At 71.7% G+C, this 21,650-nt stretch carries 21 protein-coding genes; 7 read left to right on the plus strand and 14 right to left on the minus strand.

Annotation, left to right across the window (positions count from 1 at the left end):
* Positions 1-152 precede the first annotated feature (152 nt).
* Positions 153-395, minus strand: a complete 243-nt coding sequence (locus WMR31_RS15200; protein ID WP_340539707.1) for a glutaredoxin family protein — start codon at positions 393-395, stop codon at positions 153-155.
* A complete protein-coding gene (locus tag WMR31_RS15205; protein ID WP_340539708.1) occupies positions 395-2,050 on the minus strand; it encodes a class I adenylate-forming enzyme family protein in 1,656 nt (551 codons plus the stop codon). Before WMR31_RS15205 ends, WMR31_RS15200 begins: the two co-directional genes overlap by 1 nt.
* Positions 2,051-2,084: 34 nt before the next feature.
* On the opposite strand from WMR31_RS15205, the gene WMR31_RS15210 reads away from it, so the two are divergent.
* Complete coding sequence (locus tag WMR31_RS15210; protein ID WP_340539709.1) at positions 2,085-2,978, plus strand: HAD family hydrolase; 894 nt, start codon at positions 2,085-2,087, stop codon at positions 2,976-2,978.
* A 237-nt stretch (positions 2,979-3,215) separates the two neighbouring features.
* Here WMR31_RS15210 and WMR31_RS15215 read toward each other — a convergent pair whose 3' ends face one another.
* The 5 genes from WMR31_RS15215 to WMR31_RS15235 all read right to left on the minus strand — a co-directional run bounded on the left by WMR31_RS15215 (position 3,216) and on the right by WMR31_RS15235 (position 7,263).
* Entirely contained in the window at positions 3,216-4,469 is a 1,254-nt protein-coding gene (locus tag WMR31_RS15215; RefSeq protein WP_340539710.1) for a lysophospholipid acyltransferase family protein, read from the minus strand.
* Entirely contained in the window at positions 4,462-5,502 is a 1,041-nt protein-coding gene (locus WMR31_RS15220) for an NAD-dependent epimerase/dehydratase family protein (RefSeq protein ID WP_340539711.1), read from the minus strand. The genes WMR31_RS15215 and WMR31_RS15220 overlap by 8 nt, the downstream gene beginning before the upstream one ends.
* Positions 5,503-5,527: 25 nt before the next feature.
* Positions 5,528-5,629 (minus strand): 30S ribosomal protein bS22, encoded by a 102-nt coding sequence (locus tag WMR31_RS15225; protein ID WP_008356322.1) that lies wholly within the window; start codon positions 5,627-5,629, stop codon positions 5,528-5,530.
* Positions 5,630-5,721: 92 nt separating this feature from the next.
* On the minus strand, positions 5,722-5,925 hold the full coding sequence (locus tag WMR31_RS15230) for a helix-turn-helix domain-containing protein (protein ID WP_340539712.1): 204 nt from the start codon (positions 5,923-5,925) through the stop codon (positions 5,722-5,724).
* A 138-nt stretch (positions 5,926-6,063) separates the two neighbouring features.
* Entirely contained in the window at positions 6,064-7,263 is a 1,200-nt protein-coding gene (locus WMR31_RS15235) for an acetoin utilization protein AcuC (RefSeq protein WP_340539713.1), read from the minus strand.
* Between the two features lie 35 nt (positions 7,264-7,298).
* Here WMR31_RS15235 and WMR31_RS15240 point away from each other — a divergent pair, with 35 nt between their 5' ends.
* From WMR31_RS15240 to trpS, 3 genes are all read left to right on the plus strand, one after another.
* On the plus strand, positions 7,299-8,576 hold the full coding sequence (locus WMR31_RS15240; protein ID WP_340539714.1) for a hypothetical protein: 1,278 nt from the start codon (positions 7,299-7,301) through the stop codon (positions 8,574-8,576).
* A 55-nt stretch (positions 8,577-8,631) separates the two neighbouring features.
* Positions 8,632-10,290 carry a DUF885 domain-containing protein gene (locus tag WMR31_RS15245; protein ID WP_340539715.1) on the plus strand — a complete coding sequence of 553 codons (1,659 nt, stop codon included), beginning with the start codon at positions 8,632-8,634 and terminating at the stop codon, positions 10,288-10,290.
* A 192-nt stretch (positions 10,291-10,482) separates the two neighbouring features.
* Positions 10,483-11,451 (plus strand): tryptophan--tRNA ligase, encoded by a 969-nt coding sequence (gene trpS / locus WMR31_RS15250; protein ID WP_340539716.1) that lies wholly within the window; start codon positions 10,483-10,485, stop codon positions 11,449-11,451.
* 19 nt (positions 11,452-11,470) lie between these two features.
* On the opposite strand, the gene proC is transcribed toward trpS, so the two are convergent.
* Both proC and WMR31_RS15260 read right to left on the minus strand, forming a co-directional pair.
* Positions 11,471-12,271, minus strand: coding sequence for a pyrroline-5-carboxylate reductase (gene proC / locus WMR31_RS15255; protein ID WP_340539717.1), 801 nt, complete (start codon positions 12,269-12,271; stop codon positions 11,471-11,473).
* Between the two features lie 187 nt (positions 12,272-12,458).
* The gene (locus tag WMR31_RS15260) at positions 12,459-13,394 is read right to left on the minus strand and encodes a proline dehydrogenase family protein (RefSeq protein WP_445321636.1); all 936 of its coding nucleotides are present in this window, start codon (positions 13,392-13,394) and stop codon (positions 12,459-12,461) included.
* Positions 13,395-13,529: 135 nt separating this feature from the next.
* Here WMR31_RS15260 and WMR31_RS15265 point away from each other — a divergent pair, with 135 nt between their 5' ends.
* The 3 genes from WMR31_RS15265 (at position 13,530) to WMR31_RS15275 (ending at position 17,703) form a co-directional block, all read left to right on the plus strand.
* Entirely contained in the window at positions 13,530-15,710 is a 2,181-nt protein-coding gene (locus tag WMR31_RS15265; RefSeq protein ID WP_340539718.1) for an MMPL family transporter, read from the plus strand.
* A 107-nt stretch (positions 15,711-15,817) separates the two neighbouring features.
* Positions 15,818-17,011 (plus strand): sensor histidine kinase, encoded by a 1,194-nt coding sequence (locus WMR31_RS15270; protein WP_340539719.1) that lies wholly within the window; start codon positions 15,818-15,820, stop codon positions 17,009-17,011.
* Positions 17,008-17,703, plus strand: coding sequence for a response regulator (locus tag WMR31_RS15275; RefSeq protein WP_340539720.1), 696 nt, complete (start codon positions 17,008-17,010; stop codon positions 17,701-17,703). Before WMR31_RS15270 ends, WMR31_RS15275 begins: the two co-directional genes overlap by 4 nt.
* Positions 17,704-17,710: 7 nt before the next feature.
* Here WMR31_RS15275 and WMR31_RS15280 read toward each other — a convergent pair whose 3' ends face one another.
* From WMR31_RS15280 to WMR31_RS15300, 5 genes are read right to left on the minus strand one after another with little or no spacing between them, the layout of a single operon-like run.
* Positions 17,711-18,448, minus strand: a complete 738-nt coding sequence (locus tag WMR31_RS15280) for an ABC transporter permease (RefSeq protein WP_340539721.1) — start codon at positions 18,446-18,448, stop codon at positions 17,711-17,713.
* Positions 18,445-19,173: an ABC transporter ATP-binding protein gene (locus WMR31_RS15285; RefSeq protein WP_340539722.1), complete on the minus strand. Its 729-nt coding sequence runs from the start codon at positions 19,171-19,173 to the stop codon at positions 18,445-18,447. The genes WMR31_RS15280 and WMR31_RS15285 overlap by 4 nt, the downstream gene beginning before the upstream one ends.
* A 30-nt stretch (positions 19,174-19,203) precedes the next feature.
* Positions 19,204-19,785, minus strand: coding sequence for a TetR/AcrR family transcriptional regulator (locus WMR31_RS15290; RefSeq protein WP_340539723.1), 582 nt, complete (start codon positions 19,783-19,785; stop codon positions 19,204-19,206).
* Between the two features lie 3 nt (positions 19,786-19,788).
* Positions 19,789-20,583, minus strand: coding sequence for a sugar phosphate isomerase/epimerase family protein (locus tag WMR31_RS15295; RefSeq protein ID WP_340539724.1), 795 nt, complete (start codon positions 20,581-20,583; stop codon positions 19,789-19,791).
* Positions 20,584-20,588: 5 nt separating this feature from the next.
* A complete protein-coding gene (locus WMR31_RS15300; RefSeq protein ID WP_340539725.1) occupies positions 20,589-21,527 on the minus strand; it encodes a Ppx/GppA family phosphatase in 939 nt (312 codons plus the stop codon).
* Positions 21,528-21,650 lie beyond the last annotated feature (123 nt).

A 21,650-nucleotide genomic window follows, 5' to 3' on the forward strand; every position in this document is an offset into this window, starting at 1 on the left:
ACACACCGAACACGCGGAAAGGCCCTCTACCCACCCCGCCACGCCGAGCTGTCACCAACCTCCCTACCCACAACAGCCAGCGAGCGCCGACGAAACCCCGGCAACCCTCCTTGCCAACGCTACCGAGATCGGTTGCGAGGTTTCGTCGGCGCTCAACCGCCGCGGAGGGCGGCGCGCAGCCGGTCGGCGTCGACGCGCCAGAAGTCGTGCTGCCGGCCGTCGACGAAGGTCACCGGGACCTCGTCGGTGAACCGTCGCTGGAGCTCGGGGTCGTCGTCGATCAGCACGACCTCGTAGCTCTCACCAAGCTCGGCGCAGACGGCGGCGACGATCTCCTCGGCGACCTCGCACAGGTGGCAGTCGGGGCGTGAGTAGAGGGTGACCCGTGCGGCCATCACTCGAGCAGCCCGGCGGCCCGGCGTCGCTCGACGCCGCGCAGCCGGCCCTTCTGCACCTTGCCGGTGACGCCGTAGGGGAGCTCGTCGACGACCTCGATCCGGCTGGGCACCTTGAACCGGGCCAGGCCGGTCTCGCACGCCTCGCGGACGGCGTCGGTGAGTGCCAGCCGGGCGGCGTCGTCGGCGAGGTCGGCGACCACGTAGGCCACGACGGCCTCCCCCGTCACCTCGTCGGGCGCCCCGATCACGGCGACGTCGACGACTCCCTCGACGTCGGCGATGACCCGCTCGACCTCGATCGGGTAGACGTTGAAGCCGGAGACGATGATGAGCTCGCGGACCCGGTCGACGAGGAACACGTCGCCGGCGGGGTCGACGAAGCCGACGTCGCCGGTGGACCACCAGCCGTCCTCGTCGGGGCCGTCGGCGCCGTCTGGCCAGTAGCCGCTGAAGAGGTTGTCGCCGCGCAGCCTGATCTCGCCGGTGTCGTCGTCCTCGACCAGGCGGCCGTCGTCGTCGACCAGCTGCAGCTCGATGCCCGCGAGCGCCACCCCGACGGATCCGGGCGGCGGGGGCGGCGTCGAGACCAGCGTGCTCGTGACGACCGGAGCCGCCTCGGTGAGCCCGTAGCCCTGGTGGACCGCGATCCCGGTGCGCTCGGTGAACTCCTCGATGACCTCCGGCGCGATCGGCGCCGAGCCGGACAGCATCAGCCGGACCGGGCCGAGCCGGCCCTCGAGGTCGACGTCCTTCCAGTGCGCGAAGACGGGCGGCGCCACCGGCACGACGCTGCACGCCTCGTCGTCGATGAGGTCGAGGGTGCCCTGCGGGTCGAACCGCTCGGCGAGCACGAGCTTGGCGCGGCGGCGCAGCACGGCGCCCAGCACGGCGTTGAGCCCGTAGACGTGGAAGAGCGGCACGAGCCCGAGCACGACGTCGTCGCCGTGGATCATCGGCGGGTCGACGGCGGCGACCTGCTCGATGTTGGCGCTCAGCGCCCGGTGGGTGAGCATCACGCCGCGCGGCAGGCCACTGGTCCCGCTGGTGTAGAGCAGGGCAGCGAGGCGCTCGGGGTCCTGCACCGGCGGGACCGGCCTCGCCGCCGCGGTGCGCAGGTCGTCGTAGGAGCGCTCCTCGTCCTCGAGCGGGTCGGACCCGGAGGGGTCGGTGACGAACACGCGGGGGCGGACCGTACGCTCCCGCGCCTCGGCGGGGAGGTCCCCGTCCAACGGCGTCGGCACACCGGCGGCGACGTCGTCGAGCATGGCGAGTGCGGCTCGGACGAGGTGGACGGTGTTGGCGTCGGCGATCACCGCCCGGGCCCCGCAGTCGGCGATCACGCGCGCGGTCTCGCGGGCGCTGCCACTCGGATTGAGCGGCACCGCGACCGCCTGGGCCCGCAGGATGCCGAGGTAGGCGGTGACGAACTCGATCCGGTTCCCGGCCAGGAGGACGACCCGGTAGCCGGCCAGCACGCCGGCATCGGCGAGCCCGGTGGCCACCCGGCTCACCTCGTCGTCGAGCGCGGCCCAGGTGAGACTGCGGCCGCCGGCCTCGACGAGCGCCAGCATGTCGGGATTGTCGACGCCTGCGAGCGCGACCAGCTCCGCCGGGCCCGCAGGGGCGTTCGTGGCACGAGGAGCGGAAGGCATGCGAGGCAGTGTAGGCGGGTCCTAGAGTTGAGCCATGGCTCCCTCGGACAAGACGCGACGTCCGCTGAACCTACGTCAGCGCTCGACGCTCGCGGGCGAGGCGGCGGCCGCGTCGACCGAGGTCGAGACCGCCTTGGACCATCCGATCGATCCCACCGCGGCGGCCTTCTTCGACGTCGACAACACGATCATGCAGGGCGCAAGCATCTTCCACCTCGCGCGGGGCATGCATCGCCGCAAGTTCTTCACCACCAGGGACCTGCTCAGTGCCGCGTGGAAGCAGGCCTACTTCCGCGTCGTCGGCGTCGAGGATCCCGACCACATCGCCGAGACCCGCAGCTCGGCGCTCAGCTTCATCGCCGGCCATACCGTCACCGAACTGGAGGAGATGAGCGAGGAGATCTTCGACGAGGCGATGGCGCACCGGATCTGGCCGGGCACCCGCGCGCTCGCCCAGATGCACCTCGACCAGGGTCAGCGGGTCTGGCTGGTCACCGCGGCGCCGGTCGAGATCGCCCGGATCATCGCCCGCCGCCTCGGCCTCACCGGCGCGATGGGCACCGTCGCCGAGCACACCGACGGCGTCTACACCGGCCAGCTGGTCGGCGACATGCTGCACGGACCCGCCAAGGCGGAGGCGATCAACGCCCTCGCCGCCCGTGAGGGGCTCGACCTGGCCCGCTGCTCGGCCTACTCCGACTCCTCCAACGACCTCCCGATGCTCGGCCTGGTGGGGCGTCCGGTCGCGATCAACCCCGACGCCAAGCTCCGTGCCCACGCTCGCCAGGAGGGCTGGCAGATCCGCGACTACCGCACCGGCCGCAAGGCCGCCCGCGCCGGCCTGCTCACCGCTGCGGCGGCCGGCGCCGTCACCGGCTCGGTCGCCGCAGGTGTCGCGTTGCGTGGACGCCACCGTCACGAGGCCTGAGGGCCTGCGGGGGCGGGATTTCCCCGGTCGACCGGGGAAATCTGAACTTGGAGGCCGGGATCCCGGCCCCCAGGTTCAGGTTTGGGCCGCCCAGTCCGCCCGGTCAGCCCCGCGCGCCCCGACGTCGCCGGCCCTACGATCCCCCGCCGCCTGCGGACGACGCCGGCACTGCGTCGCGCGCTGACCGAGACCCCGCCGGGGGCGCGCCGCCCGGTCCTGCCCGACGTCCGGCAGCGGCTAGCGGAACACCGAGGTCCGCTGCATGAGCAGCGAGTAGAGGGTCTGCTGGATGGTCTCGCGGACCTGGTCGGTGACGTCGAAGACGAGCATCGGGTCCTCTGCGGCGGTGCGGTCGTACTCGTCGGTGCGGATCGGCTCGCCGAACTCCAGGAGCCACTTGGAGGGTAGCGGGATCAGACCGAGCGGACCGAGCAGCGGGAAGAAGGGGGTGATCGGGATGTACGGGACGCCGAGGAGCCGGGCCAGGGCGGGGATGTTGCCGACCAGCGGGTAGATCTCCTCGGCACCGACCACCGCGAGGGGGACGATCGGGACGCCGGTACGCATCGCTGCCGACACGAAGCCGCCGCGGCCGAAGCGCTGGAGCTTGTAGCGCTCGGAGTAGTTCTTGCCGATGCCCTTGAAGCCCTCTGGCCACACGCCGACGAGCTCCCCGCCGGCCAGCATCCGCTCGGCGTCCTCGTTGCAGGCCAAGGTAGCGCCGGTGGAGCGCGCCATCGAGGAGACGAACGGCAGCTTGAACACCAGGTCGGCGCCGAGCGGCCGCAGGAACCGGCCCGTGGTGTCGTGGATGCTGACCATGGTCATCAGGCCGTCGACCGGGATGGTGCCGGAGTGGTTGGAGACCACCAGGGCGCCGCCGTCGAGCGGGATGTTCTCGACGCCGCGCACCTCGATGCGGAACCACTGCTGGGCGATGGGTCGCAGTGCCGCCATCAAGAAGCGCTCGGTGATCTCGGCGTCGAAGCCGTACTCGTCGACGACGTAGTCGCCGGTGATCCGACGACGCAGGAACGCCAGGAACTGGGCCAGGCGGGGCTCCCACTGCTCACCGAAGACCTCGGCGGCGGCCTGCTGGAACGCCGAGAGCCATGCGGAGGCGGGGATGCCGCGCAGCGGATGACGCTCGCGAGCGGTCGTGCCCGACCCCGACGGCGGCTCGGCGGTCTCGACCGCCTCGTCCACCTCGACGGATTCGTCCCTTTCCGCCTCGACCGCCTCGGCCGTATCGACCGCCTCGGCCGCCTCGACCGCCTCGACCGTCTCGGCGGGCTCGCCCGGCCGCGCCACTCCCGGCTCGATCGGCTCGGCCGGGGCGGTGGCTCGGGTGCTCCCGGCCTGCTTCTTGGTGGACTTGCGCGTCCCGGCAGGCTTCGGCGCGAGGTCACGGGCTGCCGACGAGGGCTGCTTCCCGGCGCCGCGCCCCGGGCGGCCGCGGGTGCCGATCGGGATGATCTCGGCGTCAGCCATGTCCGCCCCCTCTGGGTCCCCCGGCGGGGATCCGGTCGATGAGCGCGGTCAGCGCCCGCTCGGAGCGGCCACCGGTGGGCGGGAGGTCGGCCGCGAAGTCGGCGAACGCCTCCGCGGTGGTGAAGCGCGGCTCGAAGCCCAGGACCTCGCGCATCGCACTGGTGTCGACGCCGCGGCCGTAGGTGAGTAACGCCTTCTGCTCGGGCGAGAACTCCGCGACGCGAGCCGACCGGAGCAGCGAACCGACCCCGCCTACCGCGAAGGCGGGCATCGGAACGGTGGGGCGCTGGAGCCGGCGCAGCGCCTGGCTGAGCATCAGCACGCCGTCCCCTGCGACGTTGAAGGTGCCCGGGATCGCGGTGCTCACGCAGTGCTCGAGGACGCCTTGCAGGTCGTCCTCGTGCAGGAACTGCATCCGGGCGTCGAAGCCGGCGACGGTGGGGATGACCGGCAGCCGGAAGTAGGAGGTGAGCGGGCTGTCGACGTGGGGGCCGATGACATTGGCGCAGCGCAGCATCGTGACCCGGACGTCGCTGCGGCGGCGGGCGAAGCCGCGCACGTAGCCCTCGATCTCGGCGACGTCCTTGGCGTAGCCGGCGCGCGGGGCACGCCGCGGCTCCATGTCCTCGGTGAACATCGCCGGGTCGCGGTTGCTCGCGCCGTAGACCGTGGTCGTGGACTTCACCACGACGTCGCGCACGCTCGGCGCCTTCTGGCACGCAGCGAGCAGCTGCATGGTGCCGATGACGTTGAGCTCCTTCATCGTGTTGCGACCGCCGGCGCTGCCGGGGGTCGCGATCACGCTCATGTGGACGACGGTGTCGACGTCCTCCTTCGCGATGACCTTCGCGATGATCGGGTTGCGGATGTCGGCACGGACGAACGAGACGCGTCCGATGTCACCGCGCGGCGGCACGGCGTCGACGCCGATGACCCGGCCCACCGAGGGATGCTCGGCGAGCGCTCGGGCACAGCGTCGCCCGAGGTCGCGCGAGACCCCGGTGACGAGGACGACCTTGTCGCCGCCGGCCATGAGCCGAACTCAGCCCGTGGCCGGACTACTTGCCGAGCTTGCGACGCTGGACGCGCGTCTTCTTCAGAAGCTTGCGGTGCTTCTTCTTGGCCATGCGCTTGCGCCGCTTCTTGATGACAGAACCCACGAATAAACCCTCTTCTGAAACGAGCCCACCCGGAGACCCGGGTGGGACGTCCAGAGTAACGGTCACCTCACGGTGAGGCTGAATCGGTCCGCTCAGCCGGCGTTGTAGAAGCTCTTGCGCAGATACTCGTCGACGTCCTCCTCGGACACCCGGAACGAGCGGCCCACCCGCACCGCGGGGAGCTCACCACCGTGGACGAGTCGATAGACGGTCATCTTGGAGACGCGCATCAGCGACGCGACCTCGGCGATGGTCAGGAACTTCGGGTCGGAGAGCCCCCCGGACGAGTTCGACACCTGGCACCAGCTTTCTAAGTGCTCGCCACCGGCTTCCCCACCGGTGATGACACGAGCACGACTGAGCAGACAATAGGGCTACTGTGACTCGTGGGGAAGACGTTACGCATAGAAACTTGTGAGTTTCTGGCGTGTCCCTCAGGGTAACGGGTCGAGCCCGTGGTACGGGAAGGCCGCGGATCTGGTGGCATTGATCACCCGGTCCAGCCAGGAGTCCGGGTCGTAGCCGTCGGCCCAGTCCCGCCACGTGGGGCTATTGCCGTCGGTCATCAGCCGGGGCGCGGTGGCGCCCAGCCGCTCCTCCACGCGAGCCCGCCACTCCTCGGGCGTGGGGGTCTCCGGATCGATCGGCGAGCCGGCCGCGATCCCGAGCAGGTGCGCCCACGCCCGCGGGACCACCTCCGCGATGGCATAGCCGCCACCCCCGGTGGCCACCCAGCGTCCGCCCGCCGTCTCGTGGGCCAGGTCGTGGAGGGCCTCGTAGGCCGCACGCTGCCCGTCTACGGTGAGCTCGAGGTCGGCGAGCGGATCGAGACGGTGGGAGTCGCAGCCGTGCTGGGTGACCAGCACGTCGGGCGCGAAGTCGCGAAGCAGCGGCGGGACGACGGCATGGAAGGCGCGCAGCCAGCCGGCATCGCTGGTGCCGGGAGGTAGCGGCACGTTGACGGCGGACCCGAGCGCGTCCGGTCCGCCGACGGAGTCCGAGGCGCCGGTACCGGGGAAGAGGAACTGCCCCGACTCGTGCAGGGAGATCGTGAGCACTCTCGGGTCGTCCCAGAACACCTTCTCGACGCCGTCGCCATGGTGGGCATCGACATCGACGTAGGCCACCCGCTCGGCGCCGTGGTCGAGCAGCCAGCGGATGCCGACGGCGACGTCGTTGTAGATGCAGAAGCCGCTGGCGCGATCCGGCATCGCATGGTGCAGGCCGCCGGTGATGTTGGCCGCGTGCGCCGCCTCGCCGCTCCACACCCGTCGGCAGGCCTCGATCGTGGCCCCGACGATGTGCGCGGAGGCCTCGTGCATGCCGGGGAAGATCGGGTCGTCGTCGGTGCCGAGCCCGACCGCTGCGGCGGCGTCCTCGTCGAGAGCGTCGGGATCGGCTCCGAGGGCCTTGACCGCCTCGACGAACTGCTCGTCGTGCACCGTCTGGATCTGCGCATCGCTCGCGGTCGGCGCCGGCACCGCCGGCAACCGCGGACCGATCACGCCGAGCCGGTCGGCCAGGTCGATGGCAAGATCGACCCGCACCGGCGACATCGGATGACTCGGCCCGAAGTCGTAGGCGGTCAGCGAAGGATCGAAGACGACGACGGCCGGGCCCGAGCAAGGAGGCATCTGGGCACGATAGTGCGCCCTGTCAGACTCTGGGCGTGCCTCCCACTGCCGAGACGAGCGAGGTCGCTCGCCGTCCGTCGTCGCAATGGCTGAAGCACCCCGGAACCGCTCCGCTGTGGCTGCGGGCAGCCGTGATCTTCCTCGGACTGCGCCTGATCAGCTGGCTGCTGCTCGAGCAGGCCGCCGAGCAGCAGGTCTGGCGTCCGGGCGTCACCGGGCCGAGTGAGGACCACATCGATCTCGCGCTGTCGTGGGACGCGCAGTGGTACCAGCGGATCTTCGAGGGCGGCTACCCCGACACCCTGCCGGTCGGTCCCGACGGGCGGGTCCAGCAGAACCCGTGGGCGTTCTACCCGCTCTACCCCTACACGATCCGCTTCGTCTCGGCGCTGACCGGGGGCGACTTCGCGACGCTCGCGCCCCTGCTGGCGCTGCTGGCCGGGCTCGGCGCCGCGGTCGTGATGGCGCGGCTCGTGGTCGAGGCGGTGCCCGCGCGTGGCTCCCGAGCCGAGCTGGTCGCCCTTGCGACGGTGGCGGTGTGGGCCGCCTGCCCCGTGGCGCCGGTGCTCCAGATGGCCTACACCGAGTCGTTCTCGATGCTGCTCCTGGTGATCGTGCTGCTGTGCCTGGTGCGCGAGCAATGGTGGGGCGTCGCCGCCGGGGCCCTGCTGCTCGGGCTGACCCGGCCGATCGCCCTGCCGCTCATCGTGGTGGTGGCCGTCGCGCTCTGGATGCGCTGGCGGGTGCGGGCCGCGCGTCCGCTGCGGACCGATGAGCTGATCGGCATGGCCGGGGCGTTCGTGGCCACCGGCATCTCCGGCATCGCCTGGACGACGATCGCCGCCCTGGGGACCGGGCGTCGCGACGCCTACCCCACGACGATGACGGCGTGGCGCGGCGAGGCCTCGATCAACGTCTTCGAGCCGTGGAAGCGGACGATCACCTGGGCCTGGCAGACCCACGAGTCGATCTTCGTGCTGCCGGCGCTCGGGATCGTGGTGCCGGTGGCGCTCTCGCTGCTGATGCTGGTGCCCCAGGTCGCCGGCGGGATCGACCTGCGCCTACGGGTGTGGTCGGTAGCCTACTCGCTCTACCTGGTGGCCGTCGTCGACGGACACACCAGCATCTTCCGCTACCTCATCCCGCTGTTCCCCCTCGCGATCCTCCTGGTCGGGGGCGCCCGCGAACGACCCCGGTTGCTGGGCCTGCGCACGACGTTCTGGGTGGTCGCCGGGATCGTCGGACAGGTCGGCTGGATCTGGTGGCTGGTGATCTTCTCCCCCATCAACGGCGGGGGCGACTACCCGCCGTGACCTCGCAGATCGGCGGCCGAGCGAAGCGCTCACCACGAGTCGTAGGGTCGCTCCCATGACGAACGCCGACCTCCAGCAGCTCACCCAGGACTTCTGGGACTTCTATCTCGAGACCTCCCCGACCGAGGCGCACCTGCTCGGCGACTACCGCTACGCCGCCGACTTCGAGGACCAGAGCCGCGCCGCCGAGGACAGCCAGATCGACCGGCTGCGCGCGTTCGCCGCGGCGGCGGAGGCGATCGACCCTGCAGACCTCGACCCGCAGGAGCAGATCACCCGTTCGGTGCTGATCTCGACCGCGGTCACGACCGCCGACCGCCTCCAGACGCGCCTGGCGGAGTTCGGGGCCGACCCGATCTTCGGCATCCAGGTCGAGATCCCGATCATCGCGGGCATGCTGGCGATGCCCGATGCCACGGTCGCCGAGGCGATGGTCGACAAGCTGCGCGCCGTCGCCCGCGGCTACGACCAGCTCTCCGAGCGACTGCGGGAGGGGGTCGCCTCGGGCCGTACGCCGGCCCGATTCGCCGTGGCCGACACCGTCGCCCAGATCGACGAGGCGCTCGCCACCACACCGGCCGAGGACGCCGTGCTCGCCAAGGTGCCGGCGCCGCCGTCCGGCGTCGATGCCGAAGCCTGGCGGGCCCGGGTGGCTGCGGCGATCGAGGACGACCTGCGACCGGCGATGGCGCGCTACCGCGACGTCCTGCGCGACGAGGTCCTCCCGGTCGCGCGGCCCGACGAGCAGTGCGGGCTGGTCCACCTGCCCGACGGCGAGGACACCTACGCGGCCCTGCTGCGCTACTACACGACCACCGACAAGACCGCCCAGGAGATCCACGATCTCGGTCTCGCCCAGGTGGCCAAGCTCGCCGAGGAGTACCGCGCGCTCGGTCCCGAGGCCGTCGGCACCGACGACCTCCAGCAGATCTTCGAGGCGATGCGCACCGACCCCAAGCTGCACTTCGAGAAGGGCGAGCAGCTCGTCGAGGCCTCCGAGGTGGCGATGGCCCGCGCCTGGGACGCCATGCCCGACTGGTTCGAGGTGCTGCCGCAGGCGCCGTGCGTCGTCGAGGGCACGACCACCGGCGCCAAGGCGTTCTACTTCCCGCCCGCCGCCGACGGCAGTCGCGGCGGCACGTTCTTCATCAACGTCGACAACCCGGCGTCGTGGGGCACCTTCGAGCTGGAGTCGATGGCCTTCCACGAGGGCATCCCCGGCCACCACCTGCAGCTCGCGATCGCCAGCGAGCTCGACGACGTCCCGGAGTTCCGCAAGCACATCCACAACTCCGCCTACGCCGAAGGGTGGGGCCTGTACACCGAGCGCCTCGCCGACGAGATGGGGCTCTACAGCTCCGCCGTCGACCGGATGGGCATGTACGCCGCCGACTCGATGCGCGCGTGCCGCCTGGTGGTCGACACCGGGATCCATGCGCTCGGCTGGACCCGCGAGCAGGCCGTGCAGTACATGGTCGACAACTCCCCGCTCGCCGACGCCATGGTGCGCCCCGAGATCGACCGCTACATCGTCAGCCCCGGGCAGGCCTGCTCCTACATGGTCGGCCGGGTCGAGATCGAGCGGATCCGCGAGGAGGCCGAGTCCCGGCAGGGCGACGACTTCGACGTCAAGGCGTTCCACTCCGCCGTCCTCGACTCCGGCTCGCTCCCCCTCGGCGTGCTCGACGAGGTGGTCTCGGCGCGACTGCCTTGACCTGGCGTGACATGATCGGGAGCGTGCTGAAGACCTGCTCGTTCCCGAGCGCCCAGTGGTGGCCCGCCTGAACCGGCGGACCACCCTCTGACGCACACCCAGAAGCGGCCGCCCTCGGGCGGCCGTTCTGCATCTGTCTTCCGCGAGACGACCGCTCCGAGGGGTCCATCCACCTCGATCACAGGAGCATCCATGTCCGTACCGCACTCGACCCGTCGTCTCTCGCTGCTCACGCCCAGCGGCCGGCTCTCGCTCGGCAACTACCTCGGCGCGCTCCGCCCGATGGTCGCCCAGCAGCGCCAGGCCGACTGCTTCTACGGCATCTCCGACCTGCACGCGCTCACCGTCGCCCACGACCCGGCCGCGCTGCGCGCCGCCACCGCCGAGCAGGCCGCGATCCTGCTGGCCGTCGGCCTGGAGGACAGCACCCTGTTCGTGCAGAGCAGGGTGCCGGCGCACAGCCAGCTGTCCTACCTGCTCGAGTGCGTCGCCACCACCGGCGAGCTGGGGCGGATGATCCAGTTCAAGACCAAGGCACGCGACTCGCGATCGGTGCGCACGTCGTTGTTCACCTATCCCGTGCTCATGGCCGCCGACATCCTGCTGTACCGCCCGGAGCAGGTCCCGGTCGGCGAGGATCAGCGCCAGCACGTCGAGCTGACGCGTGACCTCGCACAGCGCTTCAACCAGGCCTATGGGCCGGTGTTCACCGTGCCCGAAGCAACCACGCCGCCGGTCGGCGCGCGCGTGATGGACCTGACTGACCCGACCACCAAGATGAGCAAGTCGCGGGCCGCCGGGAGCATCGGGATCCTCGACGACCCCGACACCATCCGGCGCGCGATCTCGCGGGCAGTCACCGACAGCGACACCGGCCCGGACGCCGTCCGCGCCGACCGCGAGGCCAAGCCGGGCGTCACCAACCTGCTCGAGATCCTCGCGGCGTGCGGCGGGTCGGCCGAGGGGCTGACCACCTACGGCGCCCTGAAGCGAGCGGTGACCGACGCGGTCGTCGCCGAGCTGGACCCGGTACGCAAGCGCTACGCCGACCTCGTCGCCGACCGCACCCATGTCACCGACGTCTACGAGCGGGGCAGCGCCCGCGCCCGCGAGGTGACCGAGCCGGTGCTGGCCGCGGCGACCGCGGCGATCGGGCTGTGAGCCCGGGCAACGAGAGGCATCACTCGCCCTCGGCGAGCTGGCGCGAGCGATTGCGAGCCGCCTCCATGGCGGCCAGGAACGCCGCGCGCACCTTGTGGATCTCGAGCTCGCGCAGCGCCGAGGCGGTGGTGCCGCCGGGTGAGGTGACCTGCTCGCGCAGCACCGCCGGGTGGGTACCGGTCTCGCGCAGCATCTTCGCCGAGCCGACCAGCGTCTGGATCACCAGCTCGCTGGCGGTCGAGCGCGGCAGGCCGAGGTGGACGCCGGCCTCGATCATCGACTCCACGACGAAGAAGATGTAGGCCGGACCGGACCCGGAGATGGCGGTGACGGCGTCCTGCTGACGCTCCGGGATCCGCACCACCCTGCCGACCGAGGCGAGCAGCGACTCGGCCTCGACCAGCTGCTCCTCCGAGCAGTGCGAGCCCCGGGAGAGCGCGGCCATGCCCTCGTCGACCAGCGCCGGCGTGTTCGGCATGACCCGGACGACGGCGACGCCGTCGGGCACGCGGGCCTCGATGAACGCGGTCGTGATGCCGGCCGCCAGCGACACCAGCAGCTGCCCCGGACGCAGGGACGGAGCGATCTCCTCCAGGACGTCACCCATGTCCTGTGGCTTGACGACCAGCGCGACGGTCTCGGCCCGGGCCGCGGCGTCGAGGTTCGAGACGACGGCGACGCCGTAGCGCTCCTCGAGCTCGCGCGCCCGCTCGGGACGCTTCTCCCCCACCAGCAGTTGGTCGACCCGGCGTCCGGCTCGCACGAGCCCCGACAGCAGGGTCTCCCCCATCACGCCGGCCCCGATGATCGCGGTACTCATGAGCGCAACCTACCCGCGCGAGGCCCGATCCCCGGCCGGAGGCCGAGCCGGCGCACCGCGACCGCGGGCCGACTGGGCGGCCCATCCATGAACTTGTCGACCGGGATATCGGCCGCCCAGTTCATATTTCCCCGGTCGACCGGGGAAATCCCGCCCCCGCCGGCCACGAACGCGAGGGCGGACCTAGCTACTTCTTCGAGACCAGCGACCGCAGGAAGAAGGTGAGGTTCTGGGGGCGTTCGGCCAGGCGGCGCATGAGGTAGCCGTACCACTCGTGGCCGTAGGGGACGTAGACCCGGACGGTCTCGCCGGCGGCGGCCAGCCGGCGCTGCTCCTCGGGCCGGATGCCGTAGAGCATCTGGTACTCGTAGGTGCCGCGCGCCCGGCCGAAGCGGCTGGCCAACGAGGCGGCGATGGCGATCATCCGTGGGTCGTGGGTGGCGATCATCGGGTAGCCGTCGCCCGCGAGGAGCACCTTGAGGCAGCGCACGTAGGAGCGGTCGACGTCGATGTCGTCCTGGAACGCGACGTCCTCGGGCTCGTTGTAGGCGCCCTTGCACAGCCGCACCCGGGAGCCCTCGTAGGCGAGCGCGCGGCAGTCTGCCTCGGTGCGGTGCAGGTAGGCCTGTAGCACCGCACCGGTCTCGGGGAAGTCCTTGCGCAGGTCACGCAGGACGGCGAGGGTCCGGTCGGTGGTGGTGTGATCCTCCATGTCGAGGGTCACGGTCGTGCCTGCGTTGCGCGCGGCCCGGCAGATGATCCGGGCGTTCTCCAGCGCCACCTTGTCACCGACGCCGGGCAGCGCCTGGCCGATCGCGGAGAGCTTCACCGAGACCTCGGCGTTGCGCGCGAGTCCTCTTCTGCCGAGCTCGCGGAGCAGCTCCACGTACGCCGCGACCGTGGCGTCGGCCTGGGCCTGCTCGACGGTGTCCTCGCCGAGGAAGTCGAGCGTGGCGTGGAGTCCGTCGTCGACCAGACCGGCAGTCGCCTCGACCGCCGCCGCGGTCGTCTCTCCGGGCACATAGCTGGTCACGATCCCGGAGGTCACGGGCAGCGTGCTGACGACCTTCTTGACCCCCGAGCTGCGGGCGAGCAGCAGGATCGGCTGACGGAGCAGTGGCATGGCGTCAGGCTATGCCGACCTCGTCATCGCAACCACGCGGGCTACACCGCCGGATGTATCTCTGCTCCTCGACAGAGACAGATCCACACCCGCAGCACGACGCGGGGGCCCCGGGGGGACCGACAGGGTCGGAGCATGACGACCACCCAGATCTCGGACCCGGGCACCTCTCCGTCCTCCACACAGCCCGGGACGACGACAGCCCTCGGCTCCCGCATCGTGCGGACCATCCAGGCGCGGCCCCGCCGCGCACTGCTGGCGGTCTTCCTCTTCGTCCTCGTGGCCGGCGCCCTCGGCGGGCCGGTCGCCGGCGCGCTGGACTCCGACGGCGGCTTCGTCCCCGACAGCGCCGACTCGGTGCGCGCCCACGACGAGCTGACCGACGCCGCCGGCCACAGTCCGACGGCGGGGATCATCGCGCTGGTCCGCACCCCGGCCGGCCCCGGCGACCAGGCCGAGGTGGACGCCGTCACCGACACCCTCGCCGGACTCGACGGCGTCGCCACCGCGACCCAGGCAGGCGTAGCCCAGGACGGCAGCTCGGCCCTGGTCGCGGCCGTGGTCAGCGCGGACGCCGATCCCGAGGACGTCGCCCAGGAGGCCATCGACACGTTCGCCGACAACTCCTCGGTCACCGTGGGCGGCTCGGCGGTGATCGGCCCTCAGATCGGCGAGCGGGTCGGCGAGGACCTGGGCCGAGCCGAGATGCTCGCGTTCCCGATCCTGCTGCTGCTGTCGCTGCTGTTCTTCGGCGGCCGGGCCGCGGTCCTCCCGATGGTCGTGGGCGTGACCACCGTGCTCGGGACGTTCTTGGCGCTCAGCGGCATCAACCAGGTCTACGGGTTGAGCGTCTTCGCGTTGAACCTGGTGATCGGGCTCGGTCTGGGGCTTGCGATCGACTACACCCTGTTCCTCGTCAGCCGGTACCGCGAGGAGCTCGACCGGCAGGGCGCGACAGTGGGAGCGGTGCTCACCACGATGCGCACCGCCGGTCGCACCGTCGCCTTCTCGGCGGCGACGGTCGCGGTAGCGCTCATCACCTTGACGGTCTTCCCGATGGGCTTCTTGAAGTCGATGGGCATCGCCGGCGCCGTGGTCGCGGTCGTCGCGGCGGTCGCCGCGCTGGTCGTCTCGCCGGCGATCTTCGGGCTGTGGGGCGCCAAGCTCGCGCGCAAGCGCCGTCGTGACGACGAGGCGGAAGGCCGCTGGTACCGACTCTCGCACGCGGTGATGCGCCGTCCGGGTGCGATCGCGGCGGTCACCGCCGTGGTGATGCTGGCGCTCGCCGCACCGGCCCTCCGGGTCGCCTGGACGCCGGTCGACAGCAGCGTGGTGCCCACCGACCTCAGCTCGCGCGTCGTGGCCGACGCGATCGAGGCAGACTACGGCGGCACCGGCACGACCCCGGTGCTGGCGGCGATCGAGACCGACGACGCCGGACGCGCCGAGCGCTTCGCCGACGCCGCATCACAGCTCCCGGGTGTGACCGCTCCGGCCGCGCCGGTGGAGGTCGGTCCCGGCATGTGGCAGCTCGACCTCAGCGTCTCCGGCGACCCGTCCGGCGAGAGCGCCCAGCAGGTCGTCACCGAGGTGCGGCAGGTCGCCGACGACCAGGGCATCGACGTCCTCGTGGGTGGAGCGGCGGCCGAGTTCGTCGACCAGCAGGCCGCCATCGGGGACGGCCTTCCGCTCGCGATCGGACTGATGATCCTGCTCACGATGCTGGTCCTCTGGCTCATGACCGGGTCGGTCGTGCTGCCGGTCAAGGCGGTCGTGATGAACGTTCTCACCGTGGGGGTCGCGCTGGGCGCACTCACCTTCGTGTATCAGGACGGTCGGCTCACCGGCCTGCTCGGGTACACGCCGAACGGCGGGATCGAGCCCACCGACTTCCTGGTCGCCGCGGCCGTCGTGTTCGCGCTCTCCACCGACTACGGCGTCTTCCTGCTCGGCCGGATCAAGGAGGCTCGTGACTCGGGCCTGCCCGAACGCGAGGCGGTGGCCGTCGGCCTGGGCCGCACGGGCAGCGTGGTCACCGCCGCCGCGATCCTGCTCGCCGTCGCCATCGGCGCCTTCAGCACCAGCTCGATCTCGTTCATCCAGCAGATCGGGATCGCCACCGCGGTCGGCGTCCTCGTCGATGCCTTCGTGGTTCGCAGCCTGCTGGTGCCGTCGCTGATGGGCCTGCTGGGCAAGTGGAACTGGTGGGCGCCGATGCCATTGCGCCGTCTGCACGACCGGATCGGATTCACCGAGTCCGAGCCCGACGCGCCCGGGCCGCAGCCCGTGCCGGGCGAGCCGGCCGCAAACCACTGACCCCCCACCCCCCACAGGACGCCGGGACTCCGACCGCGGGGTCCCGGCGTCCGCATGTACTCCCCTGGGCGGACGCCGCCGCCGCGCGCGACGGCTAGGTTCGGGTCGTGCTGTGCCCACGCGTCCTCCCCGCTCGCGTCGCCGACGTCGCGATCTTCGTCGGGTGCGCGGCCGCGATGCTCGTCGAGCTCGCGCGCAGCCACAAGTCCGAGCCGTCGGTCCTGGGAATCCTCGCCATCCTCGTCGCGTGCGCACCGGTGCTCTTCCGCCGCGACCATCCCGTGCCGGCGATGGCCTGCGCGGTGCTCGCGCTGTTCGGGATCACCAGCACCTCCGGCATCTACGAGACGATCCCGATCCCCTCGGTGATCTGCGGCTACGCGCTCGCCGTGCGACTGGGACGCCGGGCGGCGATCTGGGCCGGCCTCCTCGTCGCACCCGTGGTCGTCGTGCTGATCCTCACCTACAGCGTCCATCCTGTGCTCGGCTGGGACACCGCCAAGAACCTCGGCCTGGTGGCACTGCCGTTGACTCTCGGGGTCGCCGCCCACGAGCGCCGCGCCCACCTCGCGGCCCTGCTGGACCGGGCCGAGTCGGCCGAGCGCACGCGGGAGGAGGAGGCCCTGCGCCGCGTCGGCGAGGAGCGGCTGCGCATCGCGCGCGACGTCCACGACGTCGTCGCCCACGCGATGGTGGCGATCAACGTGCAGGCCGGGGTCGGTGCCCACCTGCTCGACCGTGATCCCGCGCAGGCCCGCGCGACGCTGCGCGACATCAAGCGGGTCAGCGGCGAGGCGCTCACCGATCTGCGCTCGATGCTCGGCGTGCTCCGCGCCGGCGACGAGCCGGGGACCGACGACGGCGCCGCCCCCGTGCGTCCGGTGCAGGGCCTGGCGGAGATCGACGACCTGCGCGACGGCCTCGGCTCCGCGGGAGTCGACCTCGAGGTCCGGATCGACCCCGCGATCGCTACCCTGCCCGCGTCGGTCGGGGCGACCGGGTATCGCATCGTGCAGGAGGCACTCACCAACGTGATGCGCCACGCCGGCCCCACCTCGGCACGGGTCCGGGTCGCCAGGTCCGACGACGGCGTCCTCATCGAGGTCGAGGACGACGGCATCGCGACCCCGGCGGCGCTGGTGGGCAGCGGGGCCGGGCACGGCCTGCGCGGGATGCGCGAACGCGCCACCGCGATCGGCGGCTCGCTCGACGCCGGGCCCCGGCCTCACGGCGGCTGGCTGGTCTCGGCCCGCCTGCCGGTCGCGTCCGCACGAGCCGGCGAGGAGGTCGACTCCGCATGATCCGGATCCTGCTGGTCGACGATCAGACGCTGGTGCGCGCGGGCTTCCGGGCCCTCCTGGACTCCGAGGACGACCTCGAGGTGGTCGGTGAGGCGGTGCACGGTGGCGAGGCGATCGACCTGGCCGCCGCACTCGTCCCCGACGTCGTGCTCATGGACATCCGGATGCCGCGCGTCGACGGCCTCGCCGCTACCGCGCAGATCACCGCCGACCCGAGGCTGGCAGACACCCGGGTGGTCGTGCTCACGACGTTCGAGCTCGACGAGTACGTCTTCGGCGCCCTTCGCGCGGGGGCGTCCGGCTTCCTGCTCAAGGACATCGAGCCCGACGCGCTCATCGACGCCGTACGCCTGGTCCACGAGGGCCAGGCGCTGCTCGCGCCGCAGGTGACGCGCCGGCTCATCGAGGCCTTCGTCGCCTCCGAGTCGCGGGCCCCCGACGCATCGGAAGCACCGCTCACAGCTCCCGACGCCGCCGACGAGTCACGACTGGCGGCTCTCACGCCACGCGAGCGCGAGGTGCTCGGCCTCGTGGGCCGTGGACTCTCGAACCACGAGATTGCCGAGCAGCTCGTGCTCTCCCCGCTCACGGCCAAGACGCATGTGTCCCGGCTGTTCCTCAAGCTGGCCGCGCGCGACCGCGCCCAGCTGGTGGTGATCGCCTACGAGACCGGACTGGTGCCGGCGCCCTGATCGCGAGTCACGCCGTACGACGCCGCAAGGTCACCGCGCCCAGCGCCAGGCACGCGAGCGCGAACCCGGCCACCACCGCGACGTCGGTCCAGACCTCGCCGGTCCGGTCGGTCGTGGCCAGCCGCTGCATGGCGTCGACGGCGTAGGAGAGCGGGAGCAGGTCGCTGACGGTCTCCAGGACGGCGGGCATCCGGTCGCGCGGCAGGAACAGCCCGCACAGCAGCAGCTGCGGGATGATCACCAGCGGCAGGAACTGCACCGCCTGGAACTCGGTACGAGCGAAGGCGCTGACGAACAGTCCGAGCGCGGTGCCCAAGATGGCGTCGGCGATGGCCACGATCACCATCAGCCACCCGGGTCCGACGATCTCGAGGCCGAGCGCCCAGACACTGATCCCGACTGCGAGCAGCGACTGGACCGTGGCCACCAGACCGAAGGCCACCGCGTAGCCGAGCAGGAAGTCGAGCTTCCCGGTCGGCATCGCGAGCAGTCGCTCCAAAGTGCCGCTGGTCCGTTCGCGCAGGGTGGTGACGCTGGTGACGAGGAACATCACCACCATCGGGAAGAGGGCCAGCAGGCTCGGGCCGAGGCGGTCGAACGTGGCGGCGTCGACGTCGCGATACATCCACCACAGCAAGGTGATGAGCAGACAGGGCAGCACCAGCAGCATGGCCAGGGTGCGATGGTCCCGTCGCAGCTGGGTGAGCACGCGGACGGCGATCGCCCAGGTGACCCGGGCGCTCATCGCGGGTCTCCCGGCCCAGCGCCGGACTCGACCAGGGCGAGGAACGCGGCCTCGACGTCCTCGGTCCCGGTACGCGCCTTGACGCTCTCGGGTGTCTCGTGGGCGAGGATCGCGCCGTCGCGCATGAGCAGCAGCCGGTCGCATCGTTCCGCCTCGTCCATCACGTGGCTCGAGACCAGCACGGTCGCGCCCGCGTCGGCCACGCGGTGGAACAGCGCCCACAGGTCTCGGCGCAGGACCGGATCGAGGCCGACGGTCGGCTCGTCGAGGACGAGCAGGTCCGGGCTGCCGAGCAGGGCGACGGCGAGGCTGGCTCTCGAGCGCTGCCCGCCGGAGAGGCGCCCGACCACCTGGTCGGCGTGGGCGCCGAGGTCGACGGCGTCGACGACACGATCGACCTCCGCCGGGGCGGCTCCCAGGACCCGGGCGAAGAAGCGCAGGTTCTCCGCGACGGTGAGGTCGTCGTAGACGCTGGCCGCCTGGGTGACGTATCCGATCCGGTCTCGCAGCGCCGCGCTGCCGGCCTGGTGACCGAGGACGCGCACCGACCCGCCGGCGATCCGCTGGACGCCCACGACGGCGCGGAGCAGGGTCGACTTGCCGCAGCCCGACGGGCCGAGGAGTCCGGTGACTCCGGGTTCGACGTCGAGGTCGAGGTCGGCGAGCACGCGACGACGTCCGCGGTCGACGGTGAGCCCGCGGATCTCGATCGGCGCACTATTCATCACATGATGAATAATGCGCCTTCCGAGCCCTCAGGGCAAGGGGTCGAGCAGGTAGCGCTGCACCGTCGGGCCGAGACTGGCCACCAGCTCCTCGGCGGACGCCGAGGCGAGCGGCTCGAGCTCGAGGACGTAGCGGACCATCACCAGCCCGACCAGCTGGCTGGCCACCAGTGGCAGCCGGCGTTCGGGCTGGTCGACGCCCAGCGCCTCCACGAGCGGGCCGAGGACCATCCGGCCGAAGGCGTCGCGCACCAGCCGGGCGCCGGCGGGGTCGATCGCGCCGCGCACCAGCGCCAGCAGGGGCGTCCGGGTCGTCTCTTCGTCCCACACCGAGACGAAGGTGCGCACCAGCCGCGCTCCCACGTCCCCGGGGTCGCCCTCGGCCAGCGGCGCCACGACCGTCCGCGGGTCGACGGCGACGTCGAGAGCGGCGAGGAACAGGTCGTCCTTGGAACCGAAGTAGTGGTGCACCAGCGCCGAGTCGACGCCGGCGTCCGCGGCCACCCGGCGCACCGACGTCCCCGCGTAGCCGTGCTCGGCGAAACGCGCCCGGGCCGCGTGCAGGATCGTCGCGCGGGTGTCGGGCGAGCCGGGACGGCGCCCGCGGCCCACCGCTCAGTCCCCGCCGGCCGGCACGGCGAAGTGCGCTCGAGCGAACTCCAGCGACTCGCGCAGGTCGGCCTCCCGCTCCTCGCGGCTGCCGCACTTGCGGGTGTTGATCTCCACGACGATGTCGCCGTCGAAGCCGGAGCCGGCGATGTGCTCGAGGAAACGCGCCGCGCCCATCTCGCCCCGTCCGGGCACCAGGTGCTCGTCCTTGGCCGAGCCGGTGCCGTCGGTGAGATGGACGTGCCGCAGCCGGTCGCCGAGCCGCTCGGCCATCTCGACGACGTCGGACTGGGCGATGGCGGCGTGGGAGAGGTCGATCGTCGCATTGGCGTAGGGCTCCGCCGAAGGGTCCCAGCCGGGGAGGTACATCTCGGCGCCACGCTTCTTGGTGGCCCGCCAGGGATACATGTTCTCGACGGCGAAGCGGATGCCGGTGGAGTTCTCCAGCGCGGCGATGCCCTCGACGAATCCGAGCGCGTAGTCGCGTTGCCAGCGGAACGGCGGATGCACCACGACCACCTCGGCGCCGACCTCGGAGGCCATCGCGGCCGAGCGTTCGAGCTTGCCCCACGGCTCGGTGCCCCAGACCCGCTGGGTGAACAGCAGGCACGGTGCGTGCACCGCGCACACCGGCACCCCGTGGTGCTCACTGAGCTGCTTGATCGCCGAGGTCTGCTGGCTCAGGGCGTCGATGCCGACCATCACCTCGACGGCGTCGTAGCCCAGGGATGCCGCATAGGTGAAGGCGTGCGCCGTCGACTCGGGGTACACCGAGGACGACGACAGTCCGATCCGGGTCACCTGGCTCAGGCTCCGGGCTCGATCATGAATTGGTCGAGCCGCTCCAAGATGATTCCCTCGCGCAGCGCCCACGGGCAGATCTCGAGCTCGGGCAGGTCGAAGATGTCCATGCAGGCCTCCGCGACCAGCGCCCCCGGGACGATCTGGTGGGTGCGGCTGGGCGAGACGCCGGGAAGCCCGGCGAGCTCCTCCGGGCTCATGTCGGTGAGCTTCGGGATCCACTGCCGCAGGTCGGTCAGGGCCAGCGCGCGCGGCACCAGCGTGCCCTCCGCGGAGGGAGCGGCCCCGCAGATCCGGGCCAGCGAGCGGAAGGTCTTCGACGTCGCCGCGGCCCGGTGCGGCGATCCGGCACGCAGCAGGTTCCCGGCGTCGCGGGCGATCGAGGTCCGGATGCCCCGGCGGATCTCCTTCAACCCGGCCTCGTCGGGCGCGTGGCTGAAGTGGGAGCGGGCCAGCCGCGCGGCACCCAGCGGCAGGGACCACGCGATGTCGGGCCACTCGTCGGCACCCGAGGCGATCTCGAGCGAGCCGCCGCCGATGTCGAAGACGGCGAGCCGTCCCGCCGACCAGCCGAACCACCGTCGCACCGCCAGGAACGTCAGCCGGGCCTCGTCCTCGCCCGGCAGCACCGAGATGTCGACGCCGGTGCGGTCACGCACGACGGCGAGCACGTCGTCGCCATTCACGGCCTCGCGCACCGCGGAGGTCGCGAAGGACAGCATGTCCTCGCAGCCCTTCTCCTCCGCGACCACCACGGCCTCGGCGGTGAAGGCGGCCAGCGCGTCGATGCCGGTGCGGGTCACGGCGCCGGAGTCGTCGAGGTGCTCGGCGAGCCGCAGCGGCTCCTTGTAGGAGTACGCCGGCAGTGGCGCGGCTCCGCCGTGTGCGTCGACGACGAGGAGGTGTCCGGTGTTGGAACCGATGTCGAGGACGCCCAAGCGCATGCGACAACGCTACTCCGCAGGGTGTCAGGCTCCACGACACCGGGGGCGCGGGCGCCCCGACAGACCGATGGCCGAGCCAGCGACACGACCAAAGTAGGAGCACCTCCCTACCGACGCTCGATG

It is taken from the genome of Nocardioides epinepheli (genome assembly GCF_037936805.1).
GTDB lineage: Bacteria > Actinomycetota > Actinomycetes > Propionibacteriales > Nocardioidaceae > Nocardioides.